Here is a 26,417-nt window from a genome sequence, read left to right as displayed (position 1 = left end):
GGCGTGGCAATCCGTTTCCTCGGCAAAAGGGGCGGATTCCCACGAAAAACGGCCGCCCACCGGGCGGCCGTTTTTCTCGGAATGACGGGTCTTTGTACGAGCTGCGCATTTTGCAACAGGCCCGCTTTCTTATTTCTGAGACTCTGGCAGCCCCTTCAGACGGAATCGCCGGCGGTCGGCCTCCAGCACCCCTTCCTTTTGCAGCTGGCCGATGGTGCGGGACAGTGCGCTTCGATCCACACAGAGGTAGTCCGCCAGCGCCTGGCGGTCAAAGGGCACCACTACCGTGGTCCGACCGGTGCGGGCTGCCTCCTCCTCCAGGTAGGAGAGCAGCCGCTCCCGAATAGTTCGTCCTGAGAGGTGATCCAGTTTCCCCGTGAGAAACAGATTTTTCTCCGCCAGCACCCACAGCAGGTTGTGGATCAGTTTTCCGTGGGCTCCGCAGGCCGAGGCACAGGGGGTAGATAGCCGCCTGCAATCCAGCAGCAGCACCGCCGTATCGGCTGTGGCGGTAACGGTGACCGGTAAACTCTCCGCCCCGGCACAGGCATAGGACTCGGCAAACAGCCGTCCTGGCCCCATCTCCCCCATCACGATCCGCTGCCCGTCCGGACGAATGCGGCTCACCTGCACCTGACCGGCCAGCACTACGCCCAAATGGGTAGCTGGATCTCCCGCTCGAAGCACCGCAGTCCCCCGCGGATACCGCCGCACACCGCCGCCCATACAATCCAGCAGAGCAAACAGCTCCTCCTCTTCCATTCCGCGAAACAGCGCCGTCCGGCGCAGCGCTCCCCCATATTCCCGCATGGATACCCTCCATTGAAGCTCTCGGCTCCTCACCTGATTTCTCTGTTATCCTATCAGATGTCCCTTCGAAATACAAGGAACTCTTGCAATACCAGGCCAGAACTGGTAAGATGGAACTACTCCATAAGAAACGGTGGGTGAAACCATGATGGTCTATTTCTCCCTGGGCGCTCTGTTCATCATCCTGGGCCTGATTTTCCTTCTGATCCCCTTTGAAAAACTGCAAACCGTTTTTCGGCGGATGCGCTCCAGCATCACTACAAAAGTGGGTGGAGCTGTGCTCCTGGTAGCCGGAATCGTTACCATGATTATGGGTCTGCTCCAGTAATATCCATGCGCCGGTGTGTTTTCTCCACCGGCGCACCTTTTTTGATCGTTTTTGCTTGCTTCCTATCTTGAGTTTTCTTTTTTAGCTGGATTTTACCAGAGGACGCCCCGATCAATTCGTCAGACTGTCTAAAAAGCAGTCTGATTTTTTGTGCGTAAACTTGATTGATTATGATTGACTATGATTGTTATCAGTGCTATATTGAAGTCACAAGATAGAACAGTCATTTTCAATCAAACTAGAGCATAGAGGAGGGATTCTCAATGTTGGCAGAGCAGCGTTTTGAAACCATCCTACAGGAACTGACCAACAGCAGGGCTGCCAGCGTAACGCGTCTGTGCGAGCTCACCGGCGCATCAGAGGCCACCATCCGGCGGGATCTCACCATTCTGGCCCGCCAGGGCAGACTAAACAAGGTACACGGCGGGGCGGTTCTGACCAGTAGCACCTTTCAGGGGGAAGAACCGGACGTAACCACCAAGTCCCTGCTCCACCGGGATGAAAAAGATCTCATCGCCCATTATGCCGCCGAGCTTATCAACAATGACGACGTGGTCTACCTGGACGCAGGTACCACCACGGTACGTATGCTGGAGTATTTAAAGGGCTCCCGCGCCACCTTTGTCACCAACGGTATTGCCTGCGCCCAACGGCTGATGGAACTGGGGCTGCGCGGCTATGTGCTGGGCGGCTATCTTAAGCCGGGCACCTGGGCTGTGGTGGGCACCGGCGCGTTGGAGGAGCTTGGTAAGTATAACTTCACCAAGGCCTTCCTGGGCATTAACGGCATTACCATCCGTCAAGGCTTCACCACCCCCGACCCGGAGGAGGCCGCCATCAAGACCAAAGCCGCCGAGCAGTCCTACCTCACCTTTGTACTGGCCGACAGCAGCAAATTTGAGTTGGTATCCACTGTGACTGTACTTCCTCTGGAAAAGGCCACTATCATTACCGAGCATCTGCCCGACCCCAGCTATCTGGAACACACGGTGATCAAGGAGGTATCCGCATGATCTATACAGTAACCTTTAATCCCGCTCTGGACTATGTGGTTTGGATGGACGCTCTCCGTCCGGGCCAGATCAACCGCACTCAGAGCGAGGAGATCCAGTATGGCGGCAAGGGCATCAACGTGTCCACTGTTTTGTCCGCCTTGGGTGTGGAAAACGTAGCACTTGGTTTCCTGGCCGGCTTCACCGGCCGGGCCCTGGAGGAGGGTCTCCGGAGCCAGGGCATCCGCACCGACTTTATCTGGCTTCCCGATGGGCTGACCCGCATCAATGTCAAGGTCAAGGGAGGCGACGAGACCGAGATCAACGGCCAGGGTCCTACCATCGGGCCGGTGGCTCTGCGGTCTCTGCAAGATAAGCTGGACCGACTGGAGGCCGGGGACATCCTGGTGATCTCCGGCTCCGTGCCTGCCGCCCTGTCTCACGACGTGTACGAGCAGATTCTGGCCCGGCTGGAAGACCGGGGGATTCAGTTTGTGGTGGACAGCACCCGTGATCTGCTGTGCAGCGCACTCCCCTATCACCCCTTCCTTATCAAACCCAACAATCTCGAGCTGGGTGAGATTTTCGGGAAGACTCCTGTCACCGATACCGAGATCCGGCACTGCGCCGCTCAGCTGCAGGCCAAGGGTGCCCGCAACGTACTGGTCTCCATGGCAGGAGACGGCTCCCTGCTGGTGGACGAGAGGGGAAACTGCCACCGTCTGGGCGTACCTAAGGGTAAAGTCCGCAACTCGGTGGGAGCCGGTGACTCCATGGTAGCTGGCTTCCTGGCCGGTTGGCTGGAAACTGGCGACTACGCCTATGCCCAGCGTCTGGGCGCTGCTGCCGGTTCCGCCACTGCCTTTGCCGACGGACTGGCCACCAAAGAACAAATCATGGCACTGATCCATACCTTCTAAATCAGAAAGGAGCTCACTACCATGCGCATCATCGATCTGCTGAGCCCGGAAAAAATCGCACTGGGAGCGTCTGCCGCCGATAAGGAAGGCGCCATCGATCTGCTGGTGGACCTGCAAAGCAAAAGTGGCTGTCTCACCGATCGGGAGACCTATAAGCAGGCCATTCTGGCTCGTGAGTCCCAGACCAGCACCGCCATTGAGATGGGCATTGCCGTGCCCCACGCCAAAAGCGCCTGCGTCAAATCCCCCAGTCTGGCCGCCTGCATTCTGAAAGAGGGCGTAGATTACGGAGCCATGGACGGCCAGCCCTCCGACCTCTTCTTCATGATTGCCGCTCCCATGGACGGGGATCTGCATTTGGAGATTCTCTCCCACCTGATGGTGCTGCTGATGGATTTCAACTTTGTCAGCGAGCTGCGCGCTGCCTCTGACCCGAAAACCTTCATGGAAGTCATCGATAAATACGAAGCTGCCAAATTCCCTGAAGAGGTCCCCGCAGAAACCCCCGCCTCCGTTGTTGAAAACCCCGCAGCCGGTCCCCGCATCCTGGCTGTCACCGCCTGCCCCACCGGCATTGCCCACACCTATATGGCTGCCGAGGCTCTGGAGAAAAAGGGCAAAGAGATCGGCATCTCCGTCAAGGTGGAAACCCAGGGCTCCGGCGGCGCCAAAAACATTCTGACCCAGGCAGAGATCGACACCTGTGACGGCATCATCATTGCCGCCGACAAAGAGGTTGATCTGGCCCGCTTTAACGGCAAGCCCGTCCTGCGTGTACCCGTCTCCGATGGCATCCACAAGCCGGAGGAGCTGATCCGTCAGGCACCCAACGCCCCCACCTATCATCACGCCGGCCAGGTGGTTCAGGAGACCTCCAATGAAGGCCTTGGCCGCAAGCTGTACAAGCAGCTGATGAACGGCGTCAGCCATATGCTGCCTTTCGTGATCGGCGGCGGCATTCTCATCGCTCTGGCCTTCCTGCTGGACGACGCCTCCATTGACTACGCCAACTTCGGCACCAACACCCCCATTGCCGCATGGTTCAAAAACATCGGCGGCGTGGCCTTCAACTTCATGCTGCCCATTCTGGCCGGCTACATCGCCATGTCCATTGCCGACCGGCCCGGCCTGATGGTCGGCTTTGTGGGCGGCGCACTGGCCGTGTCCGGCGCTACCTTCGCCTCCCCCTCCGGCACTTCCGTCTCCGCAGGTTTCCTTGGCGCGCTCATTGCCGGTTTTGCCGGCGGCTACCTGATGCTGGGTATGCGGAAGGTCTGCGACAAGCTGCCCCGGGCATTGGAGGGCCTCAAGCCCATCCTGATCTACCCCGTGGTGGGACTTCTCATCATCGGCCTGTTTATGTGCCTCATCAATCCCATTGTGGGCGCCATCAACACCGCCCTGTACTCCGGTCTGGAGGCCATGGGCGAGGGCAGCAAGATCGTGCTCGGTATCGTACTGGCCGGTATGATGGCCGTGGATATGGGCGGTCCCTTCAATAAGGCCGCTTATGTGTTTGGCACCTCCACCCTGGCCACCATGGCCGCCGGACAGGGTTCTGATATCATGGCTGCCGTCATGATCGGCGGCATGGTGCCCCCCATCGCCATTGCTCTGGCCACCACCTTCTTCCGCAACCGTTTCACCGAGGATGAGCGCAAGTCCGGCGTGGTCAACTACATCATGGGCCTGTGCTTCATCACCGAGGGTGCCATTCCCTTCGCCGCCAGCGATCCTCTCCGTGTCCTGCCCGCCTGCATTGTGGGCTCCGGTGTGGCCGGCGCTCTGTCCATGGCCTTTGGCTGCGCCCTCCCCGCACCTCATGGCGGCATCTTCGTCTTCCCCGTCATGACCAATATCCTGGGCTATGTGGTCGCCCTTGTGGTGGGCTCTCTGGTCGGCATGATTCTGCTGGGCCTGCTCAAAAAGAAAAAGGCTTAACCAAATTATCACCTCACCCATCCTATTTGGCTGAATACAGAAAGGAAGTATTACTATGGTTACCGCTAAGACTAAGATCGTCAATCCTCAGGGTATGCATATGCGTCCCGCTCAGCTCTTTGTCAATACCATGGCCAAGTACAAGAGCGACGTCACCATCGTTTTCAACGGCAAGAACATCAACGCCAAGAGCATCATGCATCTGATGGCCGCCTGTATCAAGCAGGGCAGCGAGATCGAGATCCAGTGCTGCGGCGAACAGGAGGCCGACGCTCTGAAGGCCGCTGTGGAGCTGGTGGAATCCGGTCTGGGCGAGTGATCGCCCGGACCCCCGAACCGACAAACAGGAGGAGACCGCTATGATCTTACGGGGCATCGCCGCTTCGGACGGGATCGGCATCGGTAAGGCCGTCTGCGTCCGGGAGCAAAGTCTGGACTACTCCGCCGTGAAATACGGCGGCAAAGAGGTAGAGAAAGATCGGCTCCAGGCAGCTATCACCCAGTTTAACGAGAAGACCACCGCCATGGCGGAGCACATCCGGGCACAGGTGGGAGAAAAGGAATCCGAGATCCTCACCGGCCAGATCATGATGCTGAGCGACCCCTTTATGCAGAGCCAGATGGAGGAGGTCATTGATGCCGGCCAGTGCGCCGAGGCAGCGGTGGATCAGGTGTGCACCATGTACGCCGAGATGTTCGCCGGAGTGGACGACGAGCTCATGCGCCAGCGAGCCACCGATGTGCGGGATATCCGCAGCCGGATGCTGGCCATCCTGCTGGGGGTCACCGGCGTGGATGTGAGTCATCTGCCCGCAGGCAGTGTGCTGGTAGCCCATGATCTGACGCCCTCCATGACGGTGGGCCTGGACAAAGAGCACGTTGCAGCCATCCTCACCGAGGTGGGCGGTCGGACCAGCCACTCCGCCATCCTGGCCCGGGCCCTGGAGCTGCCCGCCGTACTCAGTGTGCCCCGAGCTATGGAGCAGCTGAAGGACGGTGACAGCGTCATCGTGGACGGCAGCGAAGGGACCGCCATGGTCAACCCGGACCAGCGCACTCTGGCCGAGTATCTGGCCAAGCAGGAGGAGTTCCTCCGCAGAAAGGCCTTGCTGGCTGTCTACCGGGACCGGGAGACCGTGGATGCCGAGGGCAACCGTTATGCCCTGTACTCCAACATCGGCTCCCCCGCGGAGGCTGGCGCAGCCGCGGAAGCTGGCGCCGAGGGCATCGGCCTGTTCCGCACCGAGTTCCTGTTCATGGACCGGAACAGCGTGCCTACTGAAACTGAACAGTATGAGGCCTATTTGGCTGTTTCCCGCATCATGGCGGGCAAAGAGGTTATCATCCGCACCCTGGATGTAGGCGGCGACAAGGCGGTAGAGTACCTGGGGATGGCACACGAGGACAACCCCTTCCTGGGCCACCGGGCCATCCGCTACTGCCTGGACAACCCCGACCTGTACAAGGTCCAGCTTCGGGCCCTGCTGCGGGCAGGCGCCGAGGAAAAGAACATCAAGATTATGCTGCCCCTGGTCACCTCTCTGGAGGAGATCCGCGGCGCCCGGGCTCTGCTGGAGACCTGCAAGGCCGAGCTGGAAGCTGAGGGTCTGCCCTACCACAAGGACATCCCCCTGGGTATCATGGTGGAGACTCCCGCTGCCGCCCTCATCGCTGACCTGTTGGCGCGGGAGTGCGACTTCTTCTCCATCGGCACCAATGACCTGACTCAGTACACCATGGCAGTGGACCGGGGCAATGCCCAGGTGGAAAATCTGTACACCACCTTCCATCCCGCTGTGCTCCGTTCCATCCGCAGCGTGATTACTGCCGCCAAAGAGGCTGGTATTCCGGTGGGTATGTGCGGCGAGGCTGCCGCCGATCCCCGGCTCATCCCCCTGCTCATGACCTGGGGACTGGATGAGTTTTCCGTCAGTTCCTCTGCTGTACTGGCCACCCGTGCCCAGATCCATCACTGGCACGTTGCCCAGGCGGCCCAGGTAACCCAAGAGGCCATGAGCCTGTCCACCGCCTCCGGCGTGGAGGGTTATCTCCAGTCCGCAGTCAAAGACTAAACCTATCCTTTTTCCTTCTTCCTCATCAAACAGAGCGGCCCCCGGCTTTTGCCGGGGGCCGCTCTGTCAGGATTCAAACGCTTGATTCAAAAGCGGTCTCCCTGGCGGATCGGATTTGACCTGTGTCACAGGTTTCCTGATTTTCTGAATAAGCTTAAAAAGGCTTCCCTGCGCTGTCGTGCAGGGAAGCCTTTTTGTGTTCTGAACGTTTGGACCAGCTCAGTAGCCCTGAGGAGTTTGGCCCTTTACCAGCTTGACGATGGCGGAAGTACCCAGGCGGTCGGCGCCCAGGTTGATGAAGTCCTCAGCATCCTGAAGGGTGCGGATGCCGCCAGCGGCCTTGATACGCACCTGAGGACCCACGTTGGCCTTGAAGAGGGCCACATCCTCCCGGGTAGCGCCGCCGGTAGAAAAGCCGGTGGAGGTCTTGATATAGTCGGCCCCCGCCTCGGTGACGATCTGGCACATCTTTACCTTCTCCTCCTGGGTGAGCAGGCAGGTCTCCACGATGACCTTCAGGATACGCCCCTGGCAGGAGGCTTTGATAGACTTGATCTCCTCCAGCAGGTCATCCCACCGCTGGTCCTTGACCCAGCCGATATTGATGACCATATCAATCTCATCAGCGCCATTGCGAATAGCGTCCTCAGTCTCAAAGACCTTAACAGCGGTGGTGGAGTAGCCGTTGGGGAAACCAATGACGGTGCAGATCTTCAAATCATTTCCCACATAGTCAGCTGCCTGCTTGACAAAAGAGGCGGGGATGCAGACGGAGGCACACTCGTACTTCAGGCCATCGTCACACACGGCCTTGATCTGCCCCCAGGTAGACTCCTGCTTGAGCAGCGTGTGGTCACAGTGGGCCAGAATCTCCTTTACGTCCATGTCAAATCTTCCTTTCTTTGGGCGTTATTTTACCTCGATCAGCTCATAGGCACGGGTACCCACACCGATCTTTTCACAGTGCGCCAGACAAACCTTCCAGTCAGTTTCCGGCATACTGTTGATAAAGTGATCATGGTGGTCGCAGAATCCGGGCTGATGCATCTGTTCATCCAGTGCGGAGCCGGGGATGGGAGCCTGACGCAGGCAGGCGTCGGCACAGGCCTGATCCAGCGCCACGGCATCGAAGGAAGCAAACATCCCCACATCAGGCAGGATGGGCAGATCATTCTCTCCATGGCAGTCACAGTAGGGGGACACATCGATGACCAGACTGATATGGAACTGCGGACGGCCGTCCACCACCGCCTTGGCATACTCCGCCATGCGGCAGCCCAACTCCTCCATAGCGGCGTCATAGCCCGCGTGGATGGCGTCGGCGTTGCACGCTGCGATACAGCGACCGCAGCCCACACACTTATTCTGATCAATGGAAGCCTTCCGGTCCTCCCCGTAGGAGATAGCATCATGGGCACACTGGGCGGAACACTTCCGACAACCCACACAGTGCTTCTGCTCAACCACCGGCTTACCCTGAGCGTGCTGCTCCATCTTGCCCCGGCGGGAACCGCAGCCCATGCCCAGGTTCTTGATGGCGCCGCCAAAGCCGGTCTGCTCATGGCCCTTGAAATGGGACAGAGAAATGATCACGTCAGCCTCCATAATGGCCTTGCCGATCTTGGCCGTGGTGATGTGCTCCGCGCCCTCCACAGGCACCTCCACATCATCGTTACCACGCAGACCGTCGCCGATAATAACCTGACAGCCGGTAGACAGCGGAGAGAAACCATTCTCAAAAGCGGCATCCAGATGCTCCAGGGCATTCTTCCGCCGACCGGGATACAGGGTGTTGCAGTCGGTCAGGAAGGGCACGCCGCCCAGACTCTTTACCACATCCGCAACCACTTTCGCGTAGTTGGGCCGCAGAAAGGCCAGATTGCCCGGCTCTCCGAAGTGCATCTTGATAGCTACCAGCTTATGGTCAAAATCGATCTCGCCGATCCCGGCAGTGCGGATCAGCTTCTCCAACTTATTCAGCAGGTTTTTCCCAGGCTGACAGCGCAGGTCAGAGTAGTATACCTTTGCCTGTTCCATAGGTGTAACATTCCTCCCAGTTTACACTGTAATGTTTATTCAACTTATTTTATACCGGTTTTCCAGGAACCGCAAGTGCTTTTCTTGTGCACGCCTTTTTCGCCACCCCACTTTGAAAGGTGCCCTCTGTGTTCTTTCATCTGCGCCTTATTTTTGCATTATGTTATCGAAAACCAGGCAGTTTCCTTTTTCTTCTTTTCCCCATTGTGGAAATCTCTGTGGATATGTGGACAAATTCATCCACAAATCAGACATCTCCATTCTGGCCCTCATATTTCCGCCTCTCATGCATTTAATTATGTAAACTATCACTCTATTTTGATTGCCTTTTCAGAGTGTCGTTTTTTCCAGGTTTGCCGCAAATATCAGCACCTATTTTTCATTCATCTTTTTCCCTGGCCAAATCGACGAACCTATTCTTGCAGCAACTCCTTCATTTTTCCACCTATAGAGCAGCTTCATACCGCACATCCTAACTTCGGGGTGATATGATGAGAGCATATTACAGGGATCTTTATGTCCTGTTTCGCCACGATTCCAGAGCGCAGGAATACTTTGACCACCTGCCCGCTCATGTACAGGACCGCATCAGCGCTCAATACCGCCAGATTGACTCCATGGACCAGCTGGAGCGCTTTGCTGCCCGTTACCACGCGCCCCTCTTTCCTCTGGAGGGTATCGGCGGGCAAACCTTTCTTCCTCCGCCGGTGCAGCCTTAGGTCTGCACATTGCTTTGCATCGGGCGTTCTTCTGTGCTATAATGTGACAAAGCACAAAAGGAGGCCGTTATCATGGAATTGACCCGCACGCAGGCCCTGGACCTGCTGAAAACATACAATAAGGAGCCCTTCCATCTCCGTCACGCCTTTACCGTAGAGGCTGTCATGGGCTGGTTTGCCCGTCAGCTGGGCTATGAGACGGAGGCTGACTTCTGGGCCACAGCAGGACTCCTCCACGATCTGGACTTCGAGCAGTATCCCGACGAGCACTGCGTCAAGGTCCGGGAGATCATGGAGGAGCAAGGCCTGGACCCCGCCCTCATCCACGCGGTGGTCAGCCACGGCTGGGGTATGACCGAGGGCAACGCAGAGCCGGAGCACCAGATGGAGAAGGTTCTCTTTGCTGTCGACGAGCTCACCGGCCTGATCGGGGCTGCCGCCCTCATGCGTCCCTCCAAGAGCGTGCAGGACATGGAGCTGTCTAGTCTGAAAAAGAAGTACAAGGACAAACGCTTTGCCGCCGGCTGCTCCCGGGAAACCATCGCCCAGGGCGCCCAACTGCTGGGCTGGGAACTGAACGACCTGCTGGAGCGCACCCTTCAGGCCATGAAGGACTGTGAGGCCTCCATTGAGGCCCAGTGCGCCGACCTTTGAGCTCACTGATCTAAGGACCTGCTGCCCCTCCCGACAGCAGGTCCTTCTTTTTTCTTTATTCATATTATTTTACTAGGTTTTCCGCCTCATCTATGATATACTGTTAGCTGTTGTATACCCACAGAAAAAAGGAGCGTAGCATACCCATGGACCTGATATTGACAGACTGCCCCCTCTCTTCCTTGCCCGCAGGTAGTGATTTGCGGCTGGTCAACGTGGCGGAACAGGCGATTGCTCCCTGCGTTGGCTGCTTTAGCTGCTGGATCAAGACACCGGGCCGCTGCGTCATTCGGGATGACGCCCCGTCCATCTACCCTGATATTGCCCGCTGTGACCGGTTACTGGTGGTCAGTCACTTATTTCTAGGCTGTTATGATCTGCCTATGAAGCGGCTGATGGAGCGTTCCCTCCCCAATCAACAGGCCTTTATCCGCCTTCACCACGGAGAAAGTCACCACGTCCAGCGTGCCGTGAAGCCAAAAGAACTGACGGTGGTGGCCTACGGAGCTCAGGATAAGGAGGAACAAGCTGTGTTCGACCGCTGGTTGGCCCGCAATGCTCTGAACACGCTGGCGGAGCACTACACCATTCACTTCGCGGACTCCCAGGCCCAGGCGGAAGCGCTGGCCGGAAAGGTGGTACAGACATGGGCAAACTGATGATTATCAACGGCAGCCCCCGGGCCCCTAAATCCAACTCTAAGCAATACATTCAGGCCTTTTTGTCCGCCTGGTCCGGCTCATATGAACAGTACAGCGTACTCCAGCGGCAGCACACCGCCTGCCTGGAACAGTTGAGGGAATGCTCCGACCTGCTGCTGGTTTTTCCCCTCTATACCGATGGCCTACCTTCCGGTCTGATGGAATTTTTGAAGGCCATGCTGGAGCAACCTACCGCCCCCCTTACCGTCCATGTGATCATTAACTGCGGCTTTCGGGAGCCCCATCAGAACGATGTGGCGATAGACATGATCCGGCTCTTCTGTAAACGGGGCGGGCATAAGCTGGGAAGTGTTCTGCGGATGGGCTGCGGCGAGGCCTTCCCAACCACTCCGTTTATGGGGATGGCTCGTCGAAAGATCCAAAAGCTGGCCCGATCCATTCAAAAAGGCCGCTCTGTTCAGCTTTCCATCACCATGCCGTTGACAAAGGGATTGTTCCTGCGGGCCGCCAACCGGTACTGGCTGAGCCGGGGCGCGCAATTCGGGAACTCCCAGACCCAGATGGCCGCCATGGACATCGAAGGCCCGTAAGGTATAATGGGGCGCGGCTCTGTATATACTGACTCCAGGTGATACAATATGAAACAAGTTCCCTGGAAAATCTATGCCCTGTTTATCCTCGTTACGGAGGGAGTGGGCTTTCTCTCCGGCTGGCTCACCCGGGACGGAGCTCAGGCTTACAGTCAGTCCATTATACAGCCGCCTCTGTCCCCGCCTGCCATCGTCTTTCCCATTGTCTGGGGCATCCTCTTTGCCCTGATGGCCATTGCTGCCGCCCGGATCTGGCTCTCACCGCCGTCGGATCTCCGAACCCGGGGACTGGTGCTCTATGTCGTACAACTGGCCTTCAATTTTTTCTGGAGCATCCTGTTCTTTAATCTCCAAGCCTTCGGTTTTGCCCTTATTTGGCTGGTGGTGCTATGGGCACTGATCCTTTGGCTGTTCCTCACCTTCCGCAAGATTGACCCCATTGCCGCCTGGCTGCTGTTCCCCTACCTGCTGTGGGTGAGTTTTGCCGCCTACCTCAACCTGGGCGTTTGGTATCTCAATCGATAAAAAAATCCGGCAGGCATAGCCTGCCGGATTCTTTATTTAGTTCTCCCCAAAAAACAGCTTCATGTCGTCTTCCACAGTACCGATGCCGGCGATACCAAAGTTGTCCACCAGCACCTTGGCCACATTGGGGCTGAGGAAGGCAGGCAGTGTGGGCCCCAGGTGGATGTTTTTCACACCCAGGTACAACAACGCCAGCAGCACGATGACCGCCTTCTGCTCATACCAGGCGATGTTGTACACGATAGGCAGGTCGTTGATATCGTCCAGCCCAAAAACCTCCTTCAGCTTCAGGGCAATGACCGCCAGAGAGTAAGAGTCGTTGCACTGGCCTGCGTCCAGCACCCGGGGAATTCCACCGATGTCCCCCAGGTCCAGCTTGTTGTACTTGTACTTGGCGCAGCCGGCAGTGAGGATCACCGTGTCCCGAGGCAGGGCCTTGGCAAACTCGGTGTAGTAGTTTCGGCTCTTGACCCGGCCGTCACAGCCCGCCATCACCACAAACTTCTTGATGGCGCCGTTCTTAACAGCCTCCACTACCTGGTCGGCCAGAGCCAGCACCTGAGCATGGGCAAAGCCGCCCACGATCTCGCCGGTCTCGATCTCCTCAGGGGGAGCGCATTTCTTTGCGTGCTCGATGAGGGCGGAGAAGTCCTTCTTCTCCCCTACGCCGCCGGTGATGTGCTTGCAGCCGGGGAATCCGGCGGCTCCGGTGGTATACAGCCGGTCCTTGTAGCTCTCCTTGGGCGGCACGATGCAGTTGGTGGTCATGAGGATGGGGCCATGGAAGGACTCAAACTCCTCCTTCTGCTTCCACCAGGCATTGCCGTAGTTGCCCACAAAGTTGGAATATTTCTTGAAGGCGGGGTAGTAATGGGCAGGCAGCATCTCCGAGTGGGTATACACATCCACGCCGGTGCCCTGGGTCTGCTCCAGCAACTGCTCCAGGTCTTTCAGATCGTGGCCGGATACCAGAATACCCGGATTCTTGCCCACGCCGATGTTGACCCTGGTAATCTCCGGATTGCCGTAGGCCCCAATGTTAGCCTTATCCAGCAGGGCCATGCCCTGAACGCCGTATTTGCCGGTCTCCAGAGTCAGGGCCACCAGGTCGTCGGCGGTGGGGCCGTCATCCAGGGTAGCCGCCAGAGCCCGCTGAAGGAAGGCGTCCACCTCGTCATCGTCCTGCATCAGCGCATTGGCGTGCTTGGAGTAGGCGGACAGGCCTTTGAGGCCGTAGGTAATGAGCTCCCGCAGAGAGCGAATGTCCTCATTTTCAGTAGACAGTACTCCCACCTGGGCAGCCTTGACCGTCCAATCCCCGGAGCCGTCCCACAGGGCGGCCTCAGGCAGGCTCTCCCGTTCCTTTACCCAGGCCAGCAAATCCGCCTTGGCCTCAAGGGTGGCACGGATGCGGACCTCAATGGCCTCCTTATCAAAATTAGCATTGGTGATGGTGGTAAATAAATTCAGGGTGATGAGGTGATTGACCGCCTGCTCCACCGGCAGGCCCTGCGCCCGCAGGGCGGTGGTAACCGCGGACAACCCCTTTGTCACATAGACCAGCAGATCCTGCATAGCCGCCACATCGGCGGTCTTGCCGCAAACACCCACCCGGGTGCAGCCGGTGCAGCCGGCGGTCTCCTGGCACTGATAGCAAAACATATTGTGTTCCATTGATAAGCCCTCCTGGTTTTGCACGGCCCGCTTGCCGTTGTGGGCTTAGTATAGTATAATATCAACAACAAGTCTGTTGTTAAAACAACACCCAGGAGGGAAATATGAAGGGAACCTTGCTGGCCAATACCGCCCTGTTCCGAGGAACATCTCCCCAGGAGGCGGAGGCCATGCTGAACTGCCTCGGCGCAATGGAGCGAGGATATGCCAAGGGGGAGCAGATCTACCATAGCGGAGATTATGTCACTGATCTGGGCATGGTGCTCTCTGGCAGCATACTGATCCAGACCGACGACCTGTGGGGCAACACCACTGTATTGGACAAAATTGGCCCTGGACAGATTTTTGCCGAAACCTATGCCTGTGTACCGGGAGAACCTCTGATGGTGGATGTAGTGGCAGCAGAGGAGAGCCAGGTACTCTTCCTCAATGTTGAACGAGTGTTACAAGTATGCCCCCATACCTGCGCCCACCACAGCAAGCTGATCCGAAACCTGCTCCTTTTGTCCGCCCAGAAAAATCTGAATTTGTCCCGGAAGATCTTCCACACCGCTTCCAAAACCATCCGGGGGCGTCTGCTCTCCTATCTGTCCTACCAGGCCCGCCGGAGCGGCAGCCCCAGTTTCACCGTTCCCTTCAACCGTCAGCAGCTGGCCGACTATCTGAACGTGGAGCGCAGCGCTCTGTCCAACGAGTTGAGCAAAATGCAGCGGGACGGGCTGCTGGTGGTGGAGAGAAACCGCTTTACCCTCACCTCCGATTTGTCTCATCTCTGAAACAACAACGGGCCCGCCGCAAATGCGGCAGGCCCGTTTCATGTGGTTTTTAGTTTCACAGATCGTAACGGTATACCTTTTCCGTGGCACCTTCACCCACCGGGATACGGTCCACGAACTTCCAGCCAATCTTCTCGTAGTAGTTCTCCAACTTGGTAATAAGATAAAGGCAGGGGTAACGTTTGAGCGCTCTAACAGCCTCAATGCTGGCCGCCTGGAGCCGCTGTCCGATGTGGAGATTGCGGTACTCATCTTTCACATACAGAGTCGCCATCCAGGGCGACAGGTCCTGTCTGGTTTTGGCGTCATTGAGCCACAAGGACACCACACCCACCGGCTTGTCTCCCATGACTGCCACCAACATCTGGGGCACCGTGTCCCGCTGGGAAGCATACTTTGTGCGATAAACGATCTCATCCAGAGAATACCCGTCGGCCTTGGCCCACTCCAGCCACAGCCATTGGGAAACCTCCTCCATATACTCCGGTACATCGGCCAGATTCAGGATCTTGATCTCTTCCGGCATGACAGTCCTCCTATTTGCACTTTGCCTGTTGGAACGCCTTCATTATAGGGGCTTTTCCTGTCTGCGTCAAGGGCAGGCGGGTACAGGAGAACTTCATCAGCACGGAAAAGCGCCGGACACTTGCGTGCCCGGCGCTTCGTTTCTCTGATGCAATTGTGGTCATCCCTTCCAAAACAGTCGTTTGTCCAACCATTTTGACCACAAGCTGCTCGACAACTCTTTTTCCGAAAAAGTTCGGAAAAAGTCAGAATCAAGATAAAACCGGGCTAAAAACAGAAAAGAAATAAAAAAAGAGCCCGGGGAAACGAATTTCCTCGGACTCTTTTGTGAGTCATTATTTAGGGACAATGTGCTTGTTTGCGGGGGGACAAGTACATGGTACCTAAGGAGATTCGTTCCAACTAAGACGATTATAGCAGATCCTGTCTTGCGTTGCAAGTTATAAGTGGTATGGGATAGTAAAGAAACATCCTGCCAATAGAATTAAGTTGCTTTGCTTATAATCAATCCGCAACTTGAATCTATTGTGTTGGAGGCAGATAATCAATGTATCCACCTAATCCACCCGCAGATGGTATTTACAGAGTAAACCTTCTTTCCGCCGAGCAAGACGATGCGGCCTTTTATATCCGCTATGACATATCGGTTGGCCCATGTGTTGGTTGGGCTACCTATATATATCAGCAAACCGGCAAGTGGCCTCTAATCTGGAGACTGGATAAGCATAGAGGTACCACTGTCATCCGGTGTGCACTGGACGCACTCCACCTCAGTGGCTGCGCCAATGTACAATCATTGGCGCAGGCAGCCGGACATCATATGTGTCTGGAGCTACATCGCCGGACGGGCACCAGATATATAGATGTAAGGAGATCGTTGCCAGCATCCGCTTATCGAATTACCCCAGACGACATCCGTATTGGTACCGAAGGCGGGTGGCGGCAGGGCGATCCTAACTGGCGGCACGCATTGCTGTTAGCAAACTTGTCCGGGCTGCCCGTACTTAGTAGCGACAGCCGCGAAAGTAAATCTCCCATGGTCGATTGGTGTGCCGAGCATGGTGTCATCATCCTGCCGCAGTACTTACCTGCTGGAGATTATACCACATCAAATAGCAATGTCATTATAGACCGTAAAGACACCATATTGGAACTTTACAAGGATTTTGCGAGTTCAGGAAATAGATATTCTTATGAAAATGCTGCACTTTTAGCACAGATAGCTGGTAAACAGCTGGTGTATGTGGTTGGTACTACCCCAGACAATCATGTGGAGCAGATCTCTGATTTGGCTCATTGGCGGTGTACAATTAAAAATCAAACTTTTGTTGGAACCTACTTACACGAACAGATATTGCGACATCAGGCCATGTATCCACATGTCATCTTTATTTTTGCAAAGCGAGAAGAGGTCTGTCAGACAATCTGGGACACTCTCTCAGAGAGAAGTCTGTGATGAGATGCTGCTTGTCTGTAGAGTAAAGTCATAAGTATTATATGCGTTATCGCAAACTCATATTTTGGGCCCTCTCAGAGTAACCCTTTCAGTGTGTAGGCAGATCTTTTACACAAAAAGATGATTAAGGGGAACTATAGTGTCGCACACAACAGTTTGATTGGTTTGGCTCATGTTGTGAGCAACGAGAAGTCCATATATTGTTTGTGCCAACAGTTATAACTGCATGAGCCAAAACATGCAGCACAAGGGGGCAAAACAAGAGGTAGTACTCTGCCTGCTTTTTGTGTAAAAGCAAAATAAATAAGTTTATATACTTCCCGCTGTACTGTCCATACAAAGACATAAGGATACAGTTTAATATTTTCTAAAGCCCTGAGCTTGTGAGCTCGGGGCTTTTTCTTTGAAGTTTGCCGGAAAATAGAAAATCAAAGGACCGCATATAATAACAATGTCAATAACAGTTGACAATATACTCATCTGATAAGAAAGGAAAATAAACATGAAAAATCATTAACAAAAAGTGCTATGACACAGAAAAAGCCAAGTCCGTTGGATATTGGACAAACTCGGGAAATAGTCGGGACGCCTTTTATATTGCGGAGGAACTGTTTCAAAACTCTAACGGAGAGTTCTTCTCGTTTGGCCGTGGAGGAATGTATACGGAGTATGCCAACGCTATGGGGGGACCCTCCTGCAGCAATGGATCCCTCTGGCTAATCCAGAGGACCATTTTACTTGGCTATCCATAACACGGGAGCTGTTTGTCTTGAGGGATTAGACACTGAAGTGATTTCTCATATACAAAACGAAGTAAGAGACAGCCATCTTCTTACCATCCATCGCCTGTGGCTACGAGTGCGAGGATTGGCATTGTAGTGGTCTCAGAAACCTTGGACTTTATCAGAAAATATGGAATAAGGAAACCGCATATCATAACTATGTCAGAGGCAACTGACAATCAATATACGATAAAGAAAGGAAAACTAAAATGAAAAAGATTATCAAAGGTAAGTGTTATGACACAGAAAAAGCGGAATCGGTTGGCTACTGGTGCAATACGGGGGACACTCGTGACTTCTACCACATTCGCGAGGAGCTCTTTCGAAAAAGTAGCGGAGAATTCTTCCTTTTTGGCAGCGGAGGTCCCTGCACAAAATATGCAGTTTCCGAGGGGTCAAATTCTTGTTGTGGCAGCAGCAAAATCATCCCTCTTACTTGGGATGAAGCACGGGAATGGGCCGAGGAATATCTGGATGGGGATGAATATGAGGAAATCTTTGGCGAAGTTGCCGAGGACGATAGCAGGACTATCATCCCTGTAAGCCTGTCTACGGAGGTTCTGAAGCGTGCCGAGCAAACAGCGTCCCAGGCTGGCGTAAGCTTGAGTGTCTACATTGAGTCTCTGCTTTGAGCACGGGTAAGGTGTGCAGGGAGAGTGATTCTTGTTTTAAGTAAGTTCTGCCTAACATTGAACCCCGGCGGCGCCACAGAAACAAGCGCAATTTCTTCCTTCAAAATATGCAGCGGTTAAACAATTATCCCGGATTGCTTTTTTGCAATTCGGGATAATTGTTAGAGGGCCTGATTTTTGAAAAATATCTTTTGCAATGCGCACATTCTGCAGGGGGCTAAAATACTTTTAAACTTCCTTTCTCTATTGATTCCATGCGTTATCGCAAACTCATATTTGGGGCCCACTCAGAGTAACCCATTCAATGTGTAAGCAGATCTTTTACACAAAAAGATGATTAAGGGGAACTATAGTGTCGCACGCAACAGCTTGATGGGTTTGGCTCATGTTGCGAGCAACGAGAAGTCCATATATTGTTTGTGCCAACAGTTATAACTGCATGAGCCAAAAACATGCAGCACAGGGGCGCGAAACAAGAAGCAGTACTCTGCCTGCTTTTTGTGTAAAAGCAAAATAATAAGTTTATAAAATTTGTATCTAACCGTAAGCCCTGATGCAGGATACAGTGCCTGCCTCAGGGCTTTTCGGTTGTTTCGGAGTCTGATCTTATTAGGCCACGCGCTCTATAAATCCGTGCATATAATGCTTGTACATCACTTTCTGATCAATAAAGTGCGGCGGTATATGGGACAAATTCAGACGCTTACAGGTACCGCTTTAGTTCAAACAAATGATTAGGAATTTTTTCAAAAACACATTATTGGGGTAAGAAACAGCTTCCCACTTATAGCACATCAAATCATATAAGAAAGGAGCAGACGCTATGCATACAGTATTGCTGACACGCATTATCCTTGCTGATGGTGACGAGTTATCCAGACTTACCCAGGTACAAAAACACATTGCTGATCTCCGCGATGGGATCAAACTGTGGTTTCACCCCCTTGTGCAGACCGATGAGGGCGAAGTCCTGTCATTCCTGTGTTCTATCAAAATCGATGTCTTAAAATTTTTCCAAGTTGAAAATGCCTCTGCTCAGCATATCCGAATCCTCCTCCATCTGTTAAAGCATCTCCTTGCCTACGGTGGATATACATTGGACGATATGGCCGTCAGCCGCATCGACTATTGTTACAACATCCGGATAGAGGATGACAAAACTCGGGAGGTGCTCTTTCGTTTATTACAAAAATGCCCCACCAAGGCGCTATATACCACACGCGGAATCAACTACGCTACCTCTATATATAGCCGCAGTAAGAGCAGGGTTGTCAATGTCTACGACAAAACAGCAGAGCGTACAGCCAAATATCTTGCTACTGGTAGTTGCAGCGATCTGCCGCAGACCTACGAGCAGGATATGGTTCGCATGGAGCTGCAAATCAAGGCAGATCACCTGAAGTATATGGCCCGGCGCGGCGTCCGCCGGAGCGTCAAAAATTGGATCCACATGGGCATGGAGTACCATTACTTAAACAAACTCTATGGGATGTTTCCAAAAGGTGACTTTTACACACTCACTCAGGCGGAGAGAATTATTGACTCCGCTGCATACAGGACAAAAATGAAAGACCGTTTGAAGTGCTTTCTCCACATCATTGCCGACAAAGACATGGATGAAGCAAGGGCACAGGTATCTTACAATACTTATCGACGCTATCTGGATATGCTGAGTGCGATTGGCGTTAATCCCATAGCCATCCCAGAGGATTGCGGTGTCTCATATATTCCGTCTCCTTTTATATTCCCCTCTCCAGTTGGCTACCACCCTCCGAAAGTACAGTGAGGACAGGCATCTTGATACCGACCTGCAGCTAGCTCTGTAGCCAGTCCAGCTATATATCGTCTCTCGCTGCACACAACAGAAAACAATTTTGCATCAACTCCAGCCTTATTTATACTGTGGACTGTCATCAGGCGACAGAGGGCAAGCTCTGCGGTGTGATAGCTGCACGACCATTTGCGACCTGTAAGCAGCAGATAAAGAGCCTGAGGAACTGCCCCCCAGGCTCTTTTCACCACAGCATTTAAGGGTAATCTGCTTGTTTTTCAAAGGATGAGTTCAGGCCTTACCCACCCACTGAATAATCGGAGCACTCACCCAAGACAATGGCACCGGTTTCCGGATAGTTTAAGACATACCAGACAAGGCGGGCCAGGGACACAGCATATTCCGCGGAATGGCTCTCCGGAAACAGATAGTGGATGTTTTGACAGGCCTGAGCAAACCATTCTTCGGCTTTGCACTTCCGCAGCAGTTCCCGTTGGGCCTCCGAATATCCCGCTCGGGCAGCTTTCCCGAATTGGACAAACTCCATAAAATCCGCCGCCTCCGATGAGGATGCGCCGCGCTCCGTTAAATACCGGTAGACATCCTCCCGACAAGTAATCAGCTGCGCCGGAGATATCGTCCCGCCTTGGAGCAGAGACTGCTGATTGTCCTGCCAAGCCCCGGCGCTGTGGGCAAGGCTCATAAAACGGGTCAGACTGTGAAGATCCGCAAAGTCCAAGGCATGATAGAGTTCCGTGTCAAATTCATTGACACCGGTGCCCAGCAGTCCGCAGGCCGCCGCCACCGGAGTTTCCGTATCCCCGACGCGGTAGGCCTCCCCCAGAGCTGCATAAACAGCCTTGTCATCCACAGGGATATCTTGATAACGAACGCCGGTACTTGCCGCGCACCGCACCAGTACAGATTGGGCAGGACTTCCAAGAAGCAACACAGAAGGGATGTTCTCTATTCCCCGGGAGCCAAAGGATGACATGCTCAAAATATGCTCCGGCGCACCCAGACCAACAGGCAGTGCGGACGGATCTGCCGCCTCCGGCAGCAGGTGCAGTGAAGTAAAGAATGGGTCCATCTGCATTCGTCCGCTATAACCGTGAACTGCGTAATAAAATGCACCGTCCTCCCGCAATACTTCGGCTGTCTCTTTGGAACAGCAATCCATCAAATATTGCTCAATCAAGGTTTTAACCTCATCCTCTGTTCTTGTTCCTCTTACCATCCGCCGGATCTGGAGCAGCTTGTTCCCATACTGCTTTGCAGCCCTCTCCTTGACCAGAGGGATCAATTCTCCTGGCAGGCGCAGATCGGCGGACAGCAGTGCCTTTTCTGTTCCCAGCAGCGAAACCGGGCAAAGGTCAAGCCCATTGGGCTCCAATTCCTGAGGCAGCGGATTCAACTCTGTAATTTCTAATAGGTAAAGCAGGAACGAACTGTTCCAGGTCCCGGCGATGCTGACACGGCCTCCAGCCTCACGCGCCGTTTTGACGATCTCCTGCATCAGCAGGATCTGCCCTGCCATGCCAAGCTGCTCCAACCGTTCTAGCTCCCAGTTAAATCGCCGGACGATGCCAGGCGCAGGATGCTCCCCGCATCTCTGCTGCAGCGCCGCCTCCGCCATGATACGGAGCTGTTTCTGCCGCTCATGCTCCACGGCATCCGCGTTTCGAGACAGCAGATGCCGCAGCGGTTCCAGCGGCTCGATCTGCTCCATGATCTGCGCCGGTCCCTGGGAAAGTGCCTGCTCCATCCCCTCCCCTTCCCCTGGCAGAACATAGAGGGCGCGAAACCGTTTCGTTAACTTTTCAGGGGGCAGGTACGGATCGGGCCGCTCATGACTCCCCGCATCATAGGAGATAGCCTGAAACGCCTGGATCTCCGCCTCTGAGGGCTCCTGATCCATTCTGGCATTCTGCACGGCGCAGAGGGGGACGGATACTTCCTTGGCAAGCTGCAGAAGCTGCGCCGCCGTGTCGTATGGTTCCAGCGGAAATTCCAGATAATCATACCCCCCGGCAATCTGTTTCTGGCGGTGTACCCCACGGCGCAACTGGATCGCCCGGATCAGCTGCCCGTCCACAGCGCTGGCCCCCAGCAGCAGACCGTCCCGGTGATTTTCTATTTGCTGACGGGTCACACAGCAACCAAAGGGAAACTGATTTTCGTCCAGCAGGCGCATCAGGGCGAAGATATTGCGCCGGCCTGTCTCATTTTTAGCCAGCAAGGTAATGGCGTAGCGATCATCCCGATCCACACAGTCCAGCGTCACACCATAAATCAGCCGGATGCCTCTGCGCTCCGCTTCCTTCTCCATAGCAAGATAGGACAAAATAGAATTCCGATCTGTGCAGGCCACCGCCGCACATCCATACTTGGCACACAAAGAGACGATCTGCGCTCCATCCAGAAAGGACAGTTGTTCTGAGGCGGAAGTGTCAGTATGCAATTCAATCCAGTTCATGCTCATTCTCCTGTTCCAGAATTTGATTCAGCCACCATTGCAGTTCCGTCCAATCTACTCCCCGCTTTTTCGCCTTCTGATACCAGTAGTCGATCCGCTGAAGCAACTCTTCCGGCTCGCCGCTTTTGCTGCGGCCGGTCTCACTAATACTCGTGTTGTCAGGAAGATCGTTGATCTGCCCCCAGCGATAGCGCAGCAGATGAAGCTGCTGCTGTGCCCAGGTATCCTGTTCCGGCAGCTCTATCCCCCGCAGCATGGCCGATAAGATCTTCATCTGCTCCAGCACAAATCGGAGCAGCCGGCCCTGGTATTGGGGTTCCACCGCCTCCGCCGCGTCTGCCACAGAAGAGAAGCAGGATAACAGGGAGAGTTTCAATTCCATATTGGGTAATTCGTCCACCTGCTGCTGAGGCGCAAAGCGAAACAGGCCATCGATCTGCTCCAGCAGTTCCGTCTTTTGGCTCATCAATTCTCTGCATCGCTCTTCCGGCCTTGTTTCAGTGGGACTTCCCAAAAACACTCTGGCCTGATTCTCCGGGGGCAGGAAGGAAAAGACCTGTTTGCCCTGGCAGACCGTGGTGAACATGGGGCGGTCACAAAAGGCCAGCAGCTTGGCCTCGTCGGTTTCTTCCAGAATGGGAACCGGCACGCCAAACAGCGCAGAAATAGCGTCCTTCCGCGCGTCGGGGATAGGTTTATCTCCGCGCTCCCAGGCGCTGAACATCTGGCGGGATACCCCAATCTCCCGAGCGGCCATGCTTTGGGAGTAGTTGCATCGGGTGCGGATGTAATAAAGAGCGGTTTTCATGGCGACTCCTCGTTTCCGGACAAGCGCTTATCCTGGTCTAATCCTACAAAAGGTTGACAAGCATCGTCAAGACGCAACCGCACAAAAAATGGATTCAGGTAGATGACACCCGTTCCGCAGGTCGAGCGCTCCCCTTATATAAATAAGAAGCAGAACTGACACCAGACACATTCCTATGCTATAATAGAGGCGTCGTATCATATGCAGGAGGTGATCCCTCTGGTGTCTCTGATGATTTTTCTCTTTATTATCGTTGCCCTGGTCATTACTGTGGCAACCGGAAATCTCGCCGTTCCCCTTGTCATGGGTGTACTCTTTGTATTGGTTCTGTTTATTGTGGGCGAGGTACAAAAGACTTCTTCCAAAACTAATCGCCGCCGGCAGAACAGCAGCAGAGGCATCCAGCCGCAGGAAACAATTTGCTGCCCAAACTGCGGAAGCCCTGTCTCACTCCGGGGTGATCGCTGGGAGTGCGGATACTGCGGGGATTTTGGTGGTATCTCCTCCCTCCACCCGTCAGAAAAGGCAAAATTGCGGGAAGCGGATACACCGTCCATTCAGCTCACCTTCACAGTGGCAGACACCTCGGAGGAGCCGGAGGAAAACGCACCTCCACGCAGTTTCTCCCGCACGGAACTGGAGGATATGGTCCGCCGGTGGGACTTTTCAGAAAACGAGCAAGCCTGTCGGGACTTGTTGATTGCTGCCTTTCCTGATGCAGTCCGCTTCTGGAATGCGGAGGAGATGTCCGAGATGGACACCATGGAACTTCTGGGAAAAGTCGGTGCGAGAAATCCAGAAACGGGTATCCAGATGATGAAATTTTTGCTGGACACAGCAGAGAATCATCTTCAGGAGCCGGAAGCCGCCCAACAGCTGCTGGGAAATGATCTATACGAGCTCTGCCATGATCAAGCTGTCCAACCTCAGCTGTTGACTCAACTCAAAGCGGATGAACATCTGGCACAGCAGCTGTTCCAAAGCGCTTATGTAAGTGATATCCAGGGTGAATTATTGGATGCGTGTGACTGGTTTGAAGAAAGATCACTGAAAGAATATCTTCTGTCTCTTTTAACGCAAAACGCTTATTTCAAAGGATTTAACTAGAAACACTCCTTAACATACACCAAAAAGGGCTGGTTTCCGTTTCTGTGGAATCCAGCTCTTTTCTTTTGCCTGATCTCACATTTTTGATTGAAATAAAAATGTGATTAGCGACACATAAAAACTATATAATTTTGTGATTGCAGTTGTTCTTTTTAAAATTTTAGCATATAATAAAAATGTGATATCAAAACACAAAAACCACAATAAAAATGTGAGGAGTGAGCCTGTGGAACGCTTTATCTTGAAAAAGCTGCTGGACTGGAAGAACTCTCCCTATCGGAAGCCTTTGATCCTGAAAGGTGTGCGTCAGGCGGGCAAGACCTGGATCCTGAAAGAGTTCGGCAGGCGCTACTATGAAAATACTGCTTATTTTAACTTCGATGAAAATGAAGAATATAAACAGTTTTTTGAGACCACTAAAGATGTTGACCGGATCCTGCAGAATCTGATGCTGGCCAGTGGTCAAAAGATCCTGCCGGAAAAGACGCTTATCATCTTTGATGAAGTGCAGGACTGCCCCAAAGTGATCAATGCGATGAAGTATTTCTGCGAGAATGCGCCCCAATACCATATCGCCTGTGCCGGCTCCCTGTTGGGGATCGCCCTCGCAAGGCCATCGTCTTTCCCTGTGGGTAAGGTCAATTTCATGCAGATCGATCCCATGACTTTCTCGGAATTCCTGCTTGCAAATGGGGATGAAAATCTCGCCGCATATCTGGAGCAAGTGGATACCATCGAGCTGATCCCCGATGCGTTTTTCAATCCGCTGTACGAGAAATTGAAGATGTACTATGTTACCGGCGGTATGCCCGAACCCGTCCTGATGTGGACAGAAGCCCGTGATGTGTCTGCGATGCAGGAAGCCCTGTCCGGCATTATCGGCGCCTATGAGCGTGACTTTGCAAAGCACCCAAACCTCAGCGAGTTCCCCAAAATTTCGATGATATGGAAGTCCATACCCTCTCAGCTGGCGCGTGAGAACAAGAAGTTCATCTACAAGGTCGTCAAGGAAGGCGCAAGAGCCCGGGAATATGAAGATGCTCTGCAATGGCTGGTAGATGCCAGACTGGTACACAAAGTCTACCGAAGCTCTGCACCGGGGCTCCCGATCGCGGCTTATGATGACCTGTCAGCCTTTAAAATCTATTTGGTGGATGTGGGGCTGCTCCGCCGCTTGGCGCAGTTGGCGCCTACCGCCTTTGGAGAAGGCAACCGCCTGTTTACCGAGTTCAAAGGCGCGCTGACAGAAAATTTTGTGCTGCAGACTCTGGTAACACAGTTTGAAGTTGCTCCGCGGTACTGGACACAGAGCAATCCGCCGTATGAGGTGGATTTCCTGATCCAGCGCGAAAATGATATTTTCCCTGTGGAGGTCAAATCGGAAGCCAATACCGCCAGCAAAAGTCTGAAAAAATTCAAGGAGCTGTTTCCTGATAAAGTAAAGCTCCGCATACGCTTTTCACTGGATAATCTGAAACTGGACGATGATGTGCTGAACATCCCTCTGTTTCTGGCTGACCAGACAGACCGCTTGATCGGTCTGGCATTGGAGGAAAAAGACCACCGCATCCATCCATCATGATATATGGTGTTCCGAAAGGATCTGACCAGCAGAAGAAACTCGGTCTATGCCACACGATCATGGCCTTCGCGCTAAACTGTCCTGTGTTTAAAATAACGGCTGCTCACCTCTATTGTCAGGCGCAGATACTTTCATCTGTACGAAAAAATCGTACAGTTCTACTGCTCTCATTGCCCAGGTACCGTGTTACAATCTTTAATGATCTATCACTGTAATGGAGGCTTTGCCGCCTATTGTCACAGGTCGGTAGTCAATATGGTCTTTTCTTTCTCACAAAGAAAATAGTCATGAGGAAGTCTTATGCCGCAAGATGACAAACACATATATTTTTGAGTTTGCTCATTGTAGCGTCTTTGGCTCATTGCCCTGTTTAACCATTTATGCCAAGAACCATAACTTTGATCTAGTTCTTTATATTTCTATGCCGGCATAAACTACTGTCCGGTTTATAGGATAATTAAAACAATAAAATATTTGCAATAGAGTTTCATTCATTTCTGTGTTATTCTGTTCATGGAATATTCTGTAACATATTAGGGGAAGCAGTCTTTTCCTCAATATGTTATTGGGGGAATTTA

Annotated in this window: 24 protein-coding genes; 17 read left to right on the top strand and 7 right to left on the bottom strand. The window is 53.7% G+C overall.

Features of this window, described 5'->3' with window-relative positions:
- Positions 1 to 129: 129 nt before the first annotated feature.
- A complete protein-coding gene (locus tag B5E56_RS09820) occupies positions 130 to 810 on the bottom strand; it encodes a Crp/Fnr family transcriptional regulator (RefSeq protein ID WP_087327737.1) in 681 nt (226 codons plus the stop codon).
- Positions 811 to 955: 145 nt separating this feature from the next.
- Here B5E56_RS09820 and B5E56_RS09815 point away from each other — a divergent pair, with 145 nt between their 5' ends.
- From B5E56_RS09815 to ptsP, 6 genes are all read left to right on the top strand, one after another.
- Complete coding sequence (locus tag B5E56_RS09815; protein ID WP_087189435.1) at positions 956 to 1,138, top strand: hypothetical protein; 183 nt, start codon at positions 956 to 958, stop codon at positions 1,136 to 1,138.
- A 263-nt stretch (positions 1,139 to 1,401) separates the two neighbouring features.
- A complete protein-coding gene (locus B5E56_RS09810) occupies positions 1,402 to 2,151 on the top strand; it encodes a DeoR/GlpR family DNA-binding transcription regulator (RefSeq protein WP_087189434.1) in 750 nt (249 codons plus the stop codon).
- On the top strand, positions 2,148 to 3,050 hold the full coding sequence (pfkB, locus tag B5E56_RS09805) for a 1-phosphofructokinase (protein WP_087189433.1): 903 nt from the start codon (positions 2,148 to 2,150) through the stop codon (positions 3,048 to 3,050). Before B5E56_RS09810 ends, pfkB begins: the two co-directional genes overlap by 4 nt.
- Positions 3,051 to 3,071: 21 nt before the next feature.
- On the top strand, positions 3,072 to 4,991 hold the full coding sequence (locus B5E56_RS09800; protein WP_087389560.1) for a PTS fructose transporter subunit IIABC: 1,920 nt from the start codon (positions 3,072 to 3,074) through the stop codon (positions 4,989 to 4,991).
- 55 nt (positions 4,992 to 5,046) lie between these two features.
- On the top strand, positions 5,047 to 5,310 hold the full coding sequence (locus B5E56_RS09795) for an HPr family phosphocarrier protein (protein ID WP_087189431.1): 264 nt from the start codon (positions 5,047 to 5,049) through the stop codon (positions 5,308 to 5,310).
- Between the two features lie 40 nt (positions 5,311 to 5,350).
- A complete protein-coding gene (gene ptsP / locus B5E56_RS09790; RefSeq protein WP_206404968.1) occupies positions 5,351 to 7,063 on the top strand; it encodes a phosphoenolpyruvate--protein phosphotransferase in 1,713 nt (570 codons plus the stop codon).
- A gap of 219 nt (positions 7,064 to 7,282) precedes the next feature.
- On the opposite strand, the gene deoC is transcribed toward ptsP, so the two are convergent.
- Positions 7,283 to 7,948: a deoxyribose-phosphate aldolase gene (gene deoC / locus B5E56_RS09785; protein ID WP_087189428.1), complete on the bottom strand. Its 666-nt coding sequence runs from the start codon at positions 7,946 to 7,948 to the stop codon at positions 7,283 to 7,285.
- Positions 7,949 to 7,972: 24 nt separating this feature from the next.
- Positions 7,973 to 9,100: a DUF362 domain-containing protein gene (locus B5E56_RS09780; RefSeq protein ID WP_087389559.1), complete on the bottom strand. Its 1,128-nt coding sequence runs from the start codon at positions 9,098 to 9,100 to the stop codon at positions 7,973 to 7,975.
- Positions 9,101 to 9,588: 488 nt separating this feature from the next.
- On the opposite strand from B5E56_RS09780, the gene B5E56_RS09775 reads away from it, so the two are divergent.
- The 5 genes from B5E56_RS09775 (at position 9,589) to B5E56_RS09755 (ending at position 12,250) form a co-directional block, all read left to right on the top strand.
- On the top strand, positions 9,589 to 9,819 hold the full coding sequence (locus B5E56_RS09775; protein WP_242958894.1) for a hypothetical protein: 231 nt from the start codon (positions 9,589 to 9,591) through the stop codon (positions 9,817 to 9,819).
- A 72-nt stretch (positions 9,820 to 9,891) separates the two neighbouring features.
- The gene (locus B5E56_RS09770; protein ID WP_087389557.1) at positions 9,892 to 10,473 is read left to right on the top strand and encodes an HD domain-containing protein; all 582 of its coding nucleotides are present in this window, start codon (positions 9,892 to 9,894) and stop codon (positions 10,471 to 10,473) included.
- Between the two features lie 146 nt (positions 10,474 to 10,619).
- On the top strand, positions 10,620 to 11,132 hold the full coding sequence (locus tag B5E56_RS09765) for a flavodoxin family protein (protein ID WP_087327727.1): 513 nt from the start codon (positions 10,620 to 10,622) through the stop codon (positions 11,130 to 11,132).
- A complete protein-coding gene (locus tag B5E56_RS09760; RefSeq protein WP_087189423.1) occupies positions 11,120 to 11,725 on the top strand; it encodes a hypothetical protein in 606 nt (201 codons plus the stop codon). The genes B5E56_RS09765 and B5E56_RS09760 overlap by 13 nt, the downstream gene beginning before the upstream one ends.
- A 48-nt stretch (positions 11,726 to 11,773) precedes the next feature.
- Positions 11,774 to 12,250: a TspO/MBR family protein gene (locus B5E56_RS09755; protein WP_087389556.1), complete on the top strand. Its 477-nt coding sequence runs from the start codon at positions 11,774 to 11,776 to the stop codon at positions 12,248 to 12,250.
- Between the two features lie 36 nt (positions 12,251 to 12,286).
- On the opposite strand, the gene hcp is transcribed toward B5E56_RS09755, so the two are convergent.
- A complete protein-coding gene (gene hcp / locus B5E56_RS09750; protein ID WP_087389554.1) occupies positions 12,287 to 13,924 on the bottom strand; it encodes a hydroxylamine reductase in 1,638 nt (545 codons plus the stop codon).
- A gap of 104 nt (positions 13,925 to 14,028) precedes the next feature.
- On the opposite strand from hcp, the gene B5E56_RS09745 reads away from it, so the two are divergent.
- Positions 14,029 to 14,700 (top strand): Crp/Fnr family transcriptional regulator, encoded by a 672-nt coding sequence (locus tag B5E56_RS09745; RefSeq protein ID WP_087389553.1) that lies wholly within the window; start codon positions 14,029 to 14,031, stop codon positions 14,698 to 14,700.
- Between the two features lie 55 nt (positions 14,701 to 14,755).
- Here the strand turns inward: B5E56_RS09745 and B5E56_RS09740 are convergent, their stop codons facing one another.
- Positions 14,756 to 15,226 (bottom strand): GNAT family N-acetyltransferase, encoded by a 471-nt coding sequence (locus tag B5E56_RS09740; RefSeq protein WP_087327715.1) that lies wholly within the window; start codon positions 15,224 to 15,226, stop codon positions 14,756 to 14,758.
- A 546-nt stretch (positions 15,227 to 15,772) separates the two neighbouring features.
- Here B5E56_RS09740 and B5E56_RS14450 point away from each other — a divergent pair.
- The 3 genes from B5E56_RS14450 (at position 15,773) to B5E56_RS09730 (ending at position 19,881) form a co-directional block, all read left to right on the top strand.
- Complete coding sequence (locus tag B5E56_RS14450; RefSeq protein WP_143383155.1) at positions 15,773 to 16,681, top strand: hypothetical protein; 909 nt, start codon at positions 15,773 to 15,775, stop codon at positions 16,679 to 16,681.
- 991 nt (positions 16,682 to 17,672) lie between these two features.
- Positions 17,673 to 18,095 carry a hypothetical protein gene (locus B5E56_RS09735; protein ID WP_087389551.1) on the top strand — a complete coding sequence of 141 codons (423 nt, stop codon included), beginning with the start codon at positions 17,673 to 17,675 and terminating at the stop codon, positions 18,093 to 18,095.
- A gap of 823 nt (positions 18,096 to 18,918) precedes the next feature.
- Entirely contained in the window at positions 18,919 to 19,881 is a 963-nt protein-coding gene (locus B5E56_RS09730) for a phage/plasmid replication protein (RefSeq protein WP_087389549.1), read from the top strand.
- A gap of 283 nt (positions 19,882 to 20,164) precedes the next feature.
- Here the strand turns inward: B5E56_RS09730 and B5E56_RS09725 are convergent, their stop codons facing one another.
- Both B5E56_RS09725 and B5E56_RS09720 read right to left on the bottom strand, forming a co-directional pair.
- Positions 20,165 to 22,342, bottom strand: a complete 2,178-nt coding sequence (locus B5E56_RS09725) for a PHP domain-containing protein (RefSeq protein ID WP_158098704.1) — start codon at positions 22,340 to 22,342, stop codon at positions 20,165 to 20,167.
- On the bottom strand, positions 22,329 to 23,150 hold the full coding sequence (locus tag B5E56_RS09720; protein ID WP_087389544.1) for a helix-turn-helix domain-containing protein: 822 nt from the start codon (positions 23,148 to 23,150) through the stop codon (positions 22,329 to 22,331). The genes B5E56_RS09725 and B5E56_RS09720 overlap by 14 nt, the downstream gene beginning before the upstream one ends.
- Positions 23,151 to 23,372: 222 nt before the next feature.
- Here B5E56_RS09720 and B5E56_RS09715 point away from each other — a divergent pair, with 222 nt between their 5' ends.
- Positions 23,373 to 24,257, top strand: a complete 885-nt coding sequence (locus B5E56_RS09715; protein WP_143383154.1) for a hypothetical protein — start codon at positions 23,373 to 23,375, stop codon at positions 24,255 to 24,257.
- 226 nt (positions 24,258 to 24,483) lie between these two features.
- Entirely contained in the window at positions 24,484 to 25,839 is a 1,356-nt protein-coding gene (locus B5E56_RS09710) for an ATP-binding protein (protein WP_087389541.1), read from the top strand.
- Positions 25,840 to 26,417 lie beyond the last annotated feature (578 nt).

Source organism: Flavonifractor sp. An112 (assembly GCF_002161085.1).
Taxonomy (GTDB): Bacteria; Bacillota; Clostridia; order Oscillospirales; family Oscillospiraceae; genus Flavonifractor; species Flavonifractor avicola.
Note: the sequence above shows the minus strand (reverse complement) of the source record. Positions and strands in the feature narration are given on the sequence as shown.